Origin of the sequence: Cellulophaga sp. BC115SP, from assembly GCF_009905545.1 — a bacterium.
Taxonomy (GTDB): Bacteria; Bacteroidota; Bacteroidia; order Cytophagales; family Spirosomataceae; genus Flectobacillus; species Flectobacillus rivi.
Window position 1 is genome coordinate 143,918 of the sequence record NZ_JAAALB010000001.1, and the last position, 12,263, is coordinate 156,180.

Below are 12,263 nucleotides of genomic sequence, written 5' to 3' on the forward strand. Positions count from 1 at the left end.
TCGATAAGTTTTTAAAAAAAAGGGTTCAATAACAAATCTGTTGTTGAACCCTTTTTCGTTGCTACTAACCACGTAAAACAATAAGCGATATAATACAACCTTAAGCATCAAAAAAAGCGTGATTTAGCTTTAACACTAAATCACGCTTTTTATATCAATTCTACTATATAATTTTTAGATAAAATTCTGACTTGCAAACTTTTAAACTAAAATTTAATACTCAAACATAACTATGAGCTAGCTCTTTGCAACTGACTATTGAACATTTGTTCATATTTTGCTGCTTCAGGCATTTTAGCTTCTTTCAAGCCATTTACGATAATTTGCATTTCGTACAAGGCTGTCTGAATCTCTCTAGTATCGCTACCACGACGTTCAGTCAAGTAATATTCTAGAGCTTTATTATTACGATTCATCATGGTATCTGCAATTTGAAGAGCCGTTTTCTTATCTCCAACCGCCAAGTATAAGGCTACATAATTAGCACTCAACTGATCATAAGGAATAGTCTTGTCAGGCATTACCTTCATTTCATAATCCAATGCTTGTTTTGCTTTTTGTAATTTACCTTCACGTACCAATTGGTCTACCAATCTTAAGAAGCTCAAGCGAGCTGTAACTACTGGTACTTCCAAATAGAAGTCTGAATGATAATACGTTTGAGGATTATCCAAATCACGCCAAGCCATTTTGGTGGTCATGTTGTTATACATGATATCTGTATTCACGAAACCGTCTTTAGCACCAGGAACCTTGAATGGCATCAAACGATACGCATAACCTTCCAACTGCATAAACTCTTTCATATTCAAATAGCTACTGCTTGCCAATGTTGTTGCAAAGTAAATTGGGCGTTTCCAACCCTGAGCAGCATTCTGTGCAATAATGTCTAATTGAATCAATTCAGGTTTCATAATACCACCTTTACCCACATTCCAGCTAATTTGATCTGTCAAGAACGGATCCATTTCTTTTGGAACAATACCTGATTTTTTCACTTGATCTACATTCACAGGAAGGAATACAGTTTCTGAAGGCATTGTATTAATCATAGAACCATCTTGCAATGGAACTTTAATCGCTGGATTATCATCCTTCACCAACTTCATATATTCTTGCAAATTGATACCTGTTTTTACATTAGGGTTTTCGTAGAACAAGATTTGGTCATTTACACCTTCTAAGAAACGATCTTTTGTCAAAGAAATCGGTAAAGCTTGAGACTCGTAAGTCTTACGTTTCATTTGGTCAATGTACCAATCAGTACCCAACAACGACAAGTTACATACTCGCACGTCTGTACGGAAACCTTCCACCTCTTGAACATACCATAATGGGAACGTATCGTTGTCACCTCCCGTAAATAATATAGCATTTGGCGCACAAGAGTTCAACATATTTCTTGCGAAATCTACTTGGTGATAACGATGATTTCTATCGTGGTCATCCCAGTTTTGCTGAATCAATATCACAGGAACAATCGCAGAAAGTGCTGTTGCAGCAATACCACTCGAAGCTCCATTTTTAAAGAATTTCGACAACCATTCTGCTAATTGCATTACCCCCAAACCAATCCAGATAGCAAAGAAATAGAACGAACCTACATAAATATAGTCACGTTCACGTGGTTCTGTTGGCGGTGAGTTTAGGAATACAACCAATGCCAAACCTGTCAGTAAGAACATTAGAATTGTTACCAAGAAATCTTTTTCGTTTTTACGATATAAAAGATAGAAACCTAATAGTCCTAAAATTAAAGGAAGATAGAAGTAATTATTTCTTGCTTTGTTAGTAGCCAAAAGCTCTGGTAAAGCTCCTTTTCTGGTATAGTCAATTACTCCAGCATCTTGAATGTCGCTTTCGCGTCCTACAAAGTTCCACAGCAAATAACGCATATACATGTGTCCCATTTGATGCGAGAACATGAATTTTAAGTTATCCCCAAAGCTCGGTTTTTGTCCTTCTGGAATACCCAACATTTCTCGATATAATTCAACGTGTTGTGGTGAACTAGAATAGATACGTGGGAAAAGCATCTGACCATCTTTTGAATACGTTACTTTTTGCTTGTGGTCATATACCACATATTTGCCATCCTGCATTTTGTAAACAGGAGCTCCTTGCTCTACACTTTCAACCTCTGCTGTATAGATAGGGCCAAACAACAATGAACGGTCTCCATATTGCTCACGACGCAAATATTTCAAGAAGTTGAGGATATTACTTGGGTCATTTTCGTTGATTGGTGTATTATAATTTGAACGAACTAAGGCCAAAGTATAAGACAAATAACCAATTAGTACGAATGACAACGCCAACATACCGATATTCAAATTAACCTTGTTTTTCTTCTGAGAGTAGGCAATTCCGCCCACCATAACTCCGATAAACAAAATTAAGAATACCACAACGCCAGAACCGTACGGCATTCCCATGCCATTTACCATTCCTAATTCAAAACTGAATGCAATTGATGGAAGTCCAGGGATAATTCCAGAGTTGATAACTCCTAAGATAACCAAACCCGCAAAAATAGAAGCAAACCCGCCAAGGTAAGTAGGTTTTGGATATTTTTTGAAATAGTATAACAACGCTAACGCTGGAACAGTAACCAAGTTCAATAAGTGAACTCCGATTGATAAACCAACGATATAAGCAATCAAAATCAACCAACGGTTAGCCGTAACTTCATCCTCAATGATTTCCCATTTAAATGCTGCCCATACTACCAAAGCTGTAAAGAATGATGACATAGCATATACTTCGGCCTCTACTGCAGAGAACCAGAACGTATCTGAAAAAGCATAAGCTAATGAACCAACAACACCTGAGCTTAACAAAATAAGTGCTTCGTTGAAAGTAAGTTCTTCAAATCGCTTGTTAAGAACTTTTCTACCAATCAACACAATAGTCCAGTGCATAAACAAAATAGTCAAGGCACTCGAAACTACCGATAACATGTTTACCCAATAGGCTACCTGCAATACATCACCTGCTGCAAAAAGGGAAAATAATCGACCCAACAAGAGGAATAATGGTGCCCCAGGAGGGTGTGGAACTTGAAGCTTGTAAGCACAAGCAATGAATTCACCGCAATCCCAGAAAGAAGCTGTTCTTTCTACAGTTGCAGCGAATACAATTAATGAAATAACAAAAACGGCCCAACCAACTAAGTCGTTAATCTTTTTAAAGTTGTTCATTAGGAGATACTTTATCTGTTTTAGAGTCTATGAATACTGTATCCGACAGTATTGTGCAAACGGAATATTTCGCCTTTCAAAGTCAAAAATAGCAAAATAGGCCGGTGTATTTACTTTTAGTTTAGTTAAAATGTGTTAAAATGACTGTTTAATGTCAGCTTTTCCAAAAGAAATGATTAACTGAAGTGGCTCATTATTCAATTATTTCAACCGTCTAAACAACAAAAGACCTCACAGAGAGTTGTCTGTGAGGTCTTTCTGAAGACATTTAGACACCTTCAAACTGGCGCAGGAATCGTACGTCGTTCTCGGTAAATAATCTTAAGTCTTTAATACCATATTTTAGCATGGTGATACGTTCGATACCCATCCCAAAAGCAAAACCTGTATATTCTTTCGAATCGATACCACAGTTTTCTAATACATTAGGATCTACCATACCCGAACCAGCAATTTCTACCCATCCAGTGTATTTACAAACGTTACAACCAACTCCTTTACAAATCAAGCAAGAAATATCGATTTCGGCTGAAGGCTCTGTAAAAGGGAAATATGAAGGACGATAACGTACTTTTGTATCTTTACCGAACATTTCTTTGGCAAAGTGATAAAGTGTATCTTTCAGGTCTTTAAAACCAACATTTTTATCAATATATAAACCTTCTACTTGATGAAACAAACAGTGTGCACGTGCCGAAATAGCTTCGTTACGATATACACGGCCTGGCATAATCGAGCGTAATGGAGGTTGCTTTTGCTGCATCAAACGAATCTGTACGTTTGATGTATGTGTACGCAACAATACATCATCTGCTACATTTCCACCTTTTTTCTCAATAAAGAAAGTATCTTGCATCTCACGAGCAGGGTGATTTTCTGCAAAATTTAAGGCTGTAAAATTATAGAAATCAGTTTCGATTTCAGGACCGTCAGAAACGTTGAAGCCCATTTTCTCGAAGATTTCGATAATTCTTGCACGAACTACATTCAATGGATGCAAAGTACCATTCTCTTGAGGAACAACAGGCAATGTCAAGTCAAACTCAATACTAACTGCATTCTCAGAAGAAGCCTCAAGCAAAGCTTGCATCTCGTTAAATTTGTTCTGAGCAAAGTCTTTGAGACCATTCAATTGCTGACCAATTTCTCTACGCTGTTCGGCTGCTACATTTTTTAGTCCATCGAAAAGCTCGCCAATAACACTCTTACGCCCTACGTATCCTATGCGGAATGCTTCTAGCTGGTCTTTGTTTTCAATCACGAAAGCATCAACCTGCTGATGTATTTCTTGAATTTTCTCTTGCATTTATTCTAAATATCTTAAGTAAATGGCTTTGTTCGAATCCCAAAATCTTGAATCTGCATCGCTAATTGATTCAAGCCAGTACAATGGGTCTGCAAAATTAATAATTTAAGCCGAAGCAACGAGGTTTTAATAGGAGGTTTTTCGAAAATGTCAATAGAAGTTATGAGTAGCGAAGCATTCGTGTTCTGAAATAAATTAAAATTAGATGAATCTTCTATTGCTTCTTCGTTTTGTCCGTATCATAGCCAACTTTTAAACGCACAGGAGGGTTATCCGAAAAATTCAGGATTGCATCTACCAGTCCTTTCACTTTTGCAAATACACTTTTCTTCTTAGCAGTAGAATCTTTCTCTTCCTCACTAAATACCAATTTTATCCTAAGTTTCTTTTTAGGATTATCCATAAATTTTTCGACTGCTAAAACTGGAGGAGCTTCCTCGGAAGCATAAATTGCTGTACCATTTCCGAGCATTGATATACTAAAAACTAATAGGACCGTTTTAGTAAAATACTTTTTTGAAGGGAGAGCGTTCATCATATAAGTTCAATTAGGTTGAGTCGATTGAGTACGTTCTAGAGCATATTATTAACTATATAACAAATTAATCATCAATCGTCCATAAAACCAAATCATAACAAAACAAAAAGCTCATCACCGAGTCTGATAATGAGCTTTTTGTCTATGTCTTAAATTTCAATCTTATGCTCGAACTCTCACACGATTAAAATGCTTGTATAACTTCTGAATTCTACCTTCTACATCTTTATCAGAATCAATGAGCACGCTGATATTTTGCACAGCATGAATAACAGTACTATGATCACGACCACCAAAATGATAACCGATAGATTTTAAAGGTAAATTGGTAAATTCCTTCATCAAATACATGGCTACCTGACGTGGAAATACAATTTCTTTTTTACGACTTTTACCTTTCAAATCAGTCATTGTGACGTCAAAATGAGCAATAATCGCATCAAAAATATTGTCTACAGTAATTTCTTTTTCGTTATCGACTACAATGTTTTTCAAGGTAGTACGAGCCAAATCCATATCAATTTCACGACGATTCAAAGAGGCATGTGCCATCAACGAAACAATCACACCTTCTAATTCACGTACGTTGGTGTCTACACTATGAGCCAAATATTCAATAACTTCGTCTTTGATATAAATGCCATCTGCTTGCAATTTCTTTTGAATAATGGCAATACGAGTCTCAAAATCAGGCTGTTGCAAATCTGCGGTCAAACCCCACTTAAAACGAGAAAGCAAACGGTCTTGCATACCTGCCAAGTCACGAGGAGGGCGGTCAGAAGACATAATAATTTGCTTACCTGATTGATGCAAGTGGTTGAATATGTGGAAAAACGACTCTTGCGTTTTTTCTTTTCCTGCTAAAAACTGAACGTCATCCAAAATCAATACATCAATCTGCATATAGAAATTCGTAAATGCTTGCAAAGTATTATTACGAATCGCATTGATGAATTGATTGACAAATTTTTCAGAAGACACATACAACACAAATTTGTTAGATTGTGTGCTTTTAATATAGTTCCCTATCGCTTGAATCAAGTGTGTTTTTCCCAAACCTACTCCACCATAAATCATCAAAGGGTTAAATGACGTAACGCCAGGGCGTTGTGCCACAGCCAAACCTGCCGAGCGTCCCAAACGGTTACAATCTCCTTCTACAAAATTGTCGAACGCATAATGTGGATTTAAGTAAGAATCCAACTCCAAAGAATCCAAGTCCTTTAATTGAAATGGGCTTTCGTAAATTGTTGGCTCAGGACGTCTCTGTACTGGTGGTGGTGTAGTACTTTTCTGATTAGGTACATTTAAAGCAATAGGAGGATTCTTACGATCGCCTTTATCTACGATAATAGAATACTCAAGCATCCCCTGACGACCCAAAGTATAATCAATAGCTTTGCGTAGGGCATGTACATAATTTTCCTCAAGCCATTCATAAAAAAACTGGCTTGGGACTTGTATGGTCAATGTGTTATGTTGAATTCGAAGAGGAACTATGGGTTCGAACCACGTCTTGAAGCTTTGTTCATTGACTTCTTGACGAATAATTTCGAGGCACTTAGCCCACACTTGCCTTGTTTCGGTTTGCATGGTTGGGGTAAATTTTTAAAATAATGGCGAAATCAGATGTCCTATACACAAACCTCTGGTAGTTAAGCATTTAACTTTTTTGTAAAAAGCAATGACTTGTCTTGTGCCAAATCAAGCCACAAAAATAGTAAATTTTATCATCAGAAAACGCTATTGGGATGAGATAAATCATTTTTTGAACAATCTCAAAACGATTCTCCTTACTCCTTTCCTTGACTATCTTATTTGAGCAGAGGTTTTGTTTATTTGAAAGATTTTACCGTATTTATCAAACAAAGTAAAGCCTAAATTATAAAAAAACTCAAAATACAACACACTATATTTCAGTATATTAATCAACCGTTTAATAAGTTATTGACTATTATGTCTGTTGAGTTCTCCCCAAAATAAAGTCATTCGTTCGTGATATCTACTATAGTTTTGTTCTATAAAAAATACAATAAAATCCTTTTGAATATCAAGTTTTGGAGATTTTTTGGTTTGATAAATCTAAGACATTACATTTGTCCAACTTTGAAAAATTAAATTATTTGAAATCTATTTTCAATATGGCAGCATCACTCTTTGAAGACTTTCAACCTCATTCTAAAGAGGTTTGGAAAAATCAAGCAATCAAAGATCTTAAAGGAAAAGACTTTGACCAAACGCTGATTTGGCAAGCCGAAGGCGACTTGCGTATTGAGCCTTATTACAATCATGAAGACTTATCTTCGTTGCCAATAGAGTTGGTACAAAGTGCGCAAAATAATGCGATTATTGCGACTTGGCACAATCGTGAAAAAATCATTTTTTCAACCGAAAAGGCAACAAATCAGCTTATTTTAGAAGCCATCGAGTGGGGTGCTGATAGTGTAATTATTGATTTTGAAGAAAAAGATATTACTTCTGTAGACTTCAAAAAACTATTACATCAGATCAAACTTTCTGAGATTTATGTCTTTTTTAAAGTCCAAAATCAGAGTGCACAACTACTAGAAACACTAGCGTCTTTGATTCCTTATCAAATGAAAGGAGGAGTACAAGATGACTATTTAGCAAGTTGGATGAATACTGGTGTTTTATCAAAAGATAGTACAACACAATTAACACAAACTATTAGAAAAGTACAAAATCATCCTCAGTTCAAAGCTCTTTTGGTATCGGGAGAAGTGTTTCATAATGCAGGTGCAAACAGCGTACAAGAAATTGCCTTTACTTTGGCCAATGCGCTGGAATATATTGACCAACTTACCGAAGCTGGTTTATCTTTGGAGGATATTTTGAACAAAATTGAATTTAGTGTTGCCGTTGGGACAGACTACTTTACTGAAATTGCCAAAATTAGAGCCATGAGATATTTATGGCAAAAAGTATTATCTGAAGGATACGGTTTTGAAAAAGCGAGTGAATTTCCAGTTGTGATTTCGGCGCATACTTCAACCTATTTTGATGCAGCCCTAACGCCAAATACCAATATGCTTCGTGCTACAACCGAGGCGATGTCTGCTATTGTTGGTGGTGCCAACGCCCTAGTTTTACATGCTTATAACTCGACCTTCGAAAATGAAGAGAGTTTTGGGAAAAGAATTGCTCGCAATATTTCAACCATTTTGAAAGAAGAATCGTACCTTGATAAAGTAAATGATCCATCGGCTGGAAGCTACTATATCGAGCATTTAACCTTCGAATTAGCTCAAAAAGCGCTACTACTTCTGCAAGAGGTAGCCTCATTAGGCGGCAGTATTGCAGCATTTGAACAAGGGTTCATTCAAAATACAATTGCTCAAAATCACAATAGTCGTCAAGAAGCTACAACTTCTGGCAAACGTGTTATGGTGGGTGTCAACAAATTTAGATTTGATGAAAAGCCGTTTGTTTATGAAGCAAAAGAAGCTCAAACATCAACAATACCATTATTAAGAGCTCAAAGATTATCAGAAGTTGTAGAAGCTCAGTAATCGTCTCAGTGAGGAATAACAAAACAAAGCTGTAAAACCAAAAATTTGTTTGATGACTTTATGAAACCAAACCTTTCAAATATTCAATTACAAGAAGGAAAAGCCAAGGCTGTTGCTTCTACGTCTTCCAAATTTTGGAAATCTCCCGAAGGAATTCCTGTAAAAGTGCATTTTACCCAAGCAGACCTCGACGATGCCGAGCATTTGAGATTTGCCGCAGGTTTACCACCTTATCTTAGAGGTCCATATTCGACCATGTATGTCCAACAACCTTGGACTGTACGTCAATATGCAGGGTTTTCAACTGCCGAAGAATCCAATGCTTTTTACAGACGTAACTTGGCAGCAGGACAAAAAGGACTTTCGGTAGCCTTTGACCTTGCTACTCACCGAGGTTATGATTCAGACCACCCACGTGTAACAGGCGATGTTGGAAAAGCAGGGGTAGCAATCGATTCGGTTGAAGACATGAAAATTCTTTTCGACCAAATTCCTTTAGACCAAATGTCGGTTTCGATGACCATGAATGGCGCTGTATTGCCCATAATGGCTTTCTATATTGTAGCAGCAGAAGAACAGGGCGTTGGTCCTGAAAAACTGTCTGGTACTATTCAAAATGATATTCTTAAAGAGTTTATGGTGCGAAATACCTATATATATCCGCCAGAGCCTTCAATGAGAATCATTGCAGATATTTTTGAATACACCGCTCAATTGATGCCAAAATTCAATTCTATTTCTATTTCTGGCTATCACATGCAAGAAGCAGGTGCTACCGCGGATTTGGAATTGGCATATACCTTGGCTGATGGTTTGGAATATCTTCGAACGGGTATTGCGGCGGGTCTAGATGTAGACAACTTTGCTCCTCGCCTCTCCTTTTTCTGGGCTATTGGAATGAACCATTTTATGGAAATTGCCAAAATGCGAGCGGGTCGTTTGCTATGGGCAAAAATTGTGAAACAGTTTAACCCAAAAAATGACAAATCCTTGGCTTTACGTACGCACTGTCAAACGTCGGGGTGGTCATTGACGGAGCAAGACCCATTCAACAACGTTACTCGTACTTGTGTGGAAGCCATGGCTGCTGCTTTGGGCCATACCCAAAGTTTGCATACCAATTCACTTGATGAGGCTATTGCACTTCCGACTGACTTTTCGGCTCGTATTGCTCGTAATACGCAATTGTATATTCAAAACGAAACTAATATTACCCGTGTTGTTGACCCTTGGGGAGGCTCGTATTATGTAGAATATTTGACTAAAGAATTGGCTAAAAAAGCTTGGTCATTGATTGAAGAGGTAGAAAGTTTGGGAGGAATGGCAAAAGCAATCGAAACGGGCTTACCCAAAATGCGTATTGAAGAAGCGGCAGCTCGTAAACAAGCCAGAATCGATTCAGGAAAAGATATTATCGTTGGGGTAAATAAGTACAAATTGGCAGAGGAGACTCCAATCGAGATTTTGGAAGTAGATAATCAGGCTGTACGCTTATCGCAAATACAAAGATTAGAGCAAATTAAGGCTGTCCGTGATAATGATAAAGTAGCAAAAGCTTTAGAAAAAATCACAGAAGCTGCCAATACCAAACAGGGAAACTTACTAGCTTTGGCTGTAGACGCCGCTCGCGAGCGTGCTACACTCGGCGAAATATCTATGGCACTCGAAAAAGTGTATGGTCGCCACAAAGCTATTATTCGTTCAATTTCAGGCGTATATTCATCAGAAGTGACAGACGACGAGAATTTCAGAATTGCCAAGGAAATGGCAGACGATTTTGCCAAATTAGAAGGTCGCCGACCACGTATTATGGTAGCAAAAATGGGACAAGACGGTCACGACCGTGGCGCCAAAGTAATTGCCACAAGCTTTGCCGACTTAGGTTTTGATGTGGATATTACCCCACTTTTTCAAACACCAGAAGAAGTTGCCAAACAGGCCGTCGAAAATGACGTTCATGTAGTTGGAGCATCAAGCTTGGCTGCTGGACACAAAACGCTTGTTCCAGAGCTTATCAATGAACTTAAGAAACTCGGTCGCGAAGATATTATGGTAATTGCTGGAGGAGTAATCCCTGCCCAAGACTATGCATTTTTGTATGAATCGGGTGTAAAAGGTGTTTTTGGTCCTGGTACAATCATATCAATTGCAGCACAAAAGATTTTAAAAGAATTGATGGACTAGTTCATTTTTATGAGACATTACTAATTGAGTGAATGGTGATTGAGTGATTATTTCATAAAGAAATTTACTAAATCACCATTCACTCAATAGTAGAGTTCTTATACCTTTTTGGCTTTATAACCTTGCTGAATTAGCCATGTAACTACCTTTTCTCTAAAATCACCTTGCAAGATGATTTCGCCATCCTTCACAGAGCCTCCACAACCACAAAGATTTTTAAGTTTTTTACCCAAAGTATTCAAGTCATCATCATTTCCAACAAAACCTGTAACAAGTGTTACTTGTTTGCCAGCACGAGCCTTTTTATCTAGTAAGGCTTTCAAATTTTGTTGATTAGGAGGAAGTGTTTCCGCCACTTCTTTTTCCTCAAATTCATATTCAAAATCAGGATTTGTAGAATAGACAACTCCTAATGGTATTTTTTTATTTTTTGACATGGTTTTTCTATTTTTCAAAATACGAATAACTCACTTACTCCACTACCCCAGCCACAACTTTTAGCGATTTTGGTTTGATATATACCCGAATCTCGTTGGTATCTAACTGTAAAGGTTCGCCATCAAAGTGAATCAATAAAGGCTTTTCAGACTTGAGAACATAGTCTTCCGAAACCTCCATATCAATGTAACGAGAGTTAGGCAATGTTCCTCTAAACAAACGTACACCAATAATTGGAGCTGCTCCAAAAGGGAATGGCTTCAATACAACGAGGTCGATTAAGCCATCATCGATTTTAGATTTTGGCGAAATCAAGGCATTATTTCCATATTGTGTAGCATTCGCAAAGGTGATAGAAAAGGCCATTTTAGCATAATCTTTTCCTTGATGCGAGATCACATAGGCTTCGGGCTTATAAGTTCTAAATGACTTTAAAGACATTTTAGCATACGTTTTCAAACCTCTTGACTCCTGTTGAGCAAACTCATTTGCCACAAAAGCATCAAACCCAACTCCTGCAGTACAGAAAAAGGGAATTTCATTCAAATAACAAGCATCTATTTGGGCAGTAGGTTGCTGAATAGCAAACTGAATCGCTTTATCAATTTTTAAAGGTATATTCAGGTGACGAGCTAAACCGTTTCCAGAACCAATCGGAATGATACCAAGCGCAGTGTCTGAACCCACCAGCCCTCGAGCTACCTCGTTGACTGTACCATCGCCACCGACTGCTACAACACGGCTAATACCCTGCTGAACGGCCTGTTGAGCGATTTCGGTTGCATGACCTGCATATTCTGTTAAGATTAATCTACAATTTGCCTGTTTGTTGATAGCTTGAATTATTTTATTTCTCTTTGCTGGGGTTGTGGTTCCAGACTTAGGATTTAAAACAAACCAAATCATAATATTATGTGAGTTTACGAGACCTACGCCCGATCTATAATTTATAAGTGTTTTAATCAATCACCCAAAATCTCTTGGAAGCGTATTTCTATGGTTGAGTTGCGAAAAGCATATACTAACTGAAAAACACAAACATGAAGATAATCATTATAATAAAAGAA

8 protein-coding genes are annotated in these 12,263 nt (G+C 37.5%); 2 read left to right on the forward strand and 6 right to left on the reverse strand.

Annotation, left to right across the window (positions count from 1 at the left end; all coding sequences use genetic code 11):
• Positions 1-230: 230 nt before the first annotated feature.
• From GVN22_RS00665 to dnaA, 4 genes are all read right to left on the reverse strand, one after another.
• A complete protein-coding gene (locus GVN22_RS00665; protein WP_166549142.1) occupies positions 231-3,200 on the reverse strand; it encodes a DUF2723 domain-containing protein in 2,970 nt (989 codons plus the stop codon).
• Between the two features lie 268 nt (positions 3,201-3,468).
• Positions 3,469-4,506, reverse strand: coding sequence for a phenylalanine--tRNA ligase subunit alpha (pheS, locus tag GVN22_RS00670; protein WP_166549143.1), 1,038 nt, complete (start codon positions 4,504-4,506; stop codon positions 3,469-3,471).
• A gap of 214 nt (positions 4,507-4,720) precedes the next feature.
• Complete coding sequence (locus tag GVN22_RS00675) at positions 4,721-5,044, reverse strand: hypothetical protein (RefSeq protein WP_166549144.1); 324 nt, start codon at positions 5,042-5,044, stop codon at positions 4,721-4,723.
• Positions 5,045-5,206: 162 nt separating this feature from the next.
• Positions 5,207-6,637, reverse strand: a complete 1,431-nt coding sequence (dnaA, locus tag GVN22_RS00680) for a chromosomal replication initiator protein DnaA (RefSeq protein WP_166549145.1) — start codon at positions 6,635-6,637, stop codon at positions 5,207-5,209.
• Between the two features lie 548 nt (positions 6,638-7,185).
• Between dnaA and GVN22_RS00685 the strand changes: the two genes are divergently transcribed.
• The gene (locus GVN22_RS00685) at positions 7,186-8,574 is read left to right on the forward strand and encodes a methylmalonyl-CoA mutase family protein (protein WP_166549146.1); all 1,389 of its coding nucleotides are present in this window, start codon (positions 7,186-7,188) and stop codon (positions 8,572-8,574) included.
• A 45-nt stretch (positions 8,575-8,619) separates the two neighbouring features.
• Complete coding sequence (scpA, locus tag GVN22_RS00690) at positions 8,620-10,758, forward strand: methylmalonyl-CoA mutase (RefSeq protein ID WP_255494234.1); 2,139 nt, start codon at positions 8,620-8,622, stop codon at positions 10,756-10,758.
• 98 nt (positions 10,759-10,856) lie between these two features.
• Here the strand turns inward: scpA and GVN22_RS00695 are convergent, their stop codons facing one another.
• Positions 10,857-11,195 (reverse strand): translation initiation factor, encoded by a 339-nt coding sequence (locus GVN22_RS00695; protein WP_166549148.1) that lies wholly within the window; start codon positions 11,193-11,195, stop codon positions 10,857-10,859.
• A gap of 34 nt (positions 11,196-11,229) precedes the next feature.
• Positions 11,230-12,102, reverse strand: coding sequence for a diacylglycerol kinase family protein (locus tag GVN22_RS00700; protein ID WP_166549149.1), 873 nt, complete (start codon positions 12,100-12,102; stop codon positions 11,230-11,232).
• Positions 12,103-12,263 lie beyond the last annotated feature (161 nt).